Annotated in this window: 2 protein-coding genes; both read left to right on the forward strand. The window is 78.6% G+C overall.

The annotated features are described in order from the left end of the window. On the forward strand, window positions 1–336 hold a 336-nt coding region (locus E9565_RS21870), incomplete at its 5' end, for a hypothetical protein (RefSeq protein ID WP_236836722.1). Further along, window positions 314–943 (forward strand): class F sortase, encoded by a 630-nt coding sequence (locus E9565_RS21875; protein ID WP_236836723.1) that lies wholly within the window; start codon window positions 314–316, stop codon window positions 941–943. The genes E9565_RS21870 and E9565_RS21875, both read left to right, overlap by 23 nt. Window positions 944–1058: the final 115 nt, after the last annotated feature.

The raw sequence follows: 1058 nt of genomic DNA on the forward strand, positions 1-1058 counted from the left end.
GCGTTCGACCCCGCGGTGCTCGCCGATTCCTCCGTCGTCGAGGGGCTGCAGCTGCTGGCCGAGACCCTGCCCACCTGCGTGCCCGCGCCGCCCGCCGGGGAGGAGCCCCCGCCCCCGGCCGAGCCCGAGCCGCACGTCCCCGCGCCGGGGGTGCCCGCGCCGGTCGAGCACCCGGTCGCCCAGCCGGTGTCCTACCCGGGCTACGCGCCCACCGCCGGGGACGCGGAGGGCGACGGGCTGCCGCCGGCGGTGGCCGGCCTCGTCGTCGCGCTCGCGGCCGGTGCGGGGAGCGCCGGCTGGCTGAGGTCCCGCCGTGCGGCCGACCCGGGGGCCTGACCTCCGCACCGCCGCGGCCTTCGTCGTCGTCCTGGCGGCCGGGCTCGCGGTGCTGTGGGTCGTCACCGCCCGCCCCCCGGCCGGGGAGGACGTGTTCGCGCTGTCCGAGCAGGCGGCCGCCGGGCCGGTCGAGCCGGCCTGGCTGGCCATCCCGGCGATCGGCGTCGACGCGCCCGTCGAGCACCGCGGGACGGTGACCTACGAGAACCCGTTCACCGGGCGCACCGTCGAGGGCTACGGCGTCCCCGAGTCGATGCTGACCACCTCGTGGTGGTCCGACGGCCCGGCGCCGGGGTCGGGGCGGATGGCGGTGGTCCTCGGGCACCAGCAGGACGGGGGTGACGCCGTCTTCGACCGGCTGCACGAGCTCCGCCCGGGCGACGAGGTGGTGCTGCGCGACGCCGTCGGCGCGGCGCTGCGGCTGACCGTGCTGGCCGAGCCGCTCACCGGGCTGGACAAGGCGACCCCGGCGCTCTCCGAGGCGCTCAACGGGCACCCGGCCGAGGCCGACCTCGCCCTGGTGACCTGCGGTGGCGAGTTCGACGACGCCGCGGGGACCAGCACCGACAACACGGTGGTCTTCGCGACCGTGACCGGTGGCCCCTAGCCCTCCGCGGTGAGCCCCGCGACCTCCCCGACGACCCAGACGGCGGGGGGGCGGACGGCGTGCTCGGTGAGGGTGGCGGGCAGGTCGGCCAGGGTGGTGCGCAGGGTGCGCTGGG

This window comes from Blastococcus sp. KM273129 (assembly GCF_021698995.1).
GTDB lineage: Bacteria > Actinomycetota > Actinomycetes > Mycobacteriales > Geodermatophilaceae > Blastococcus.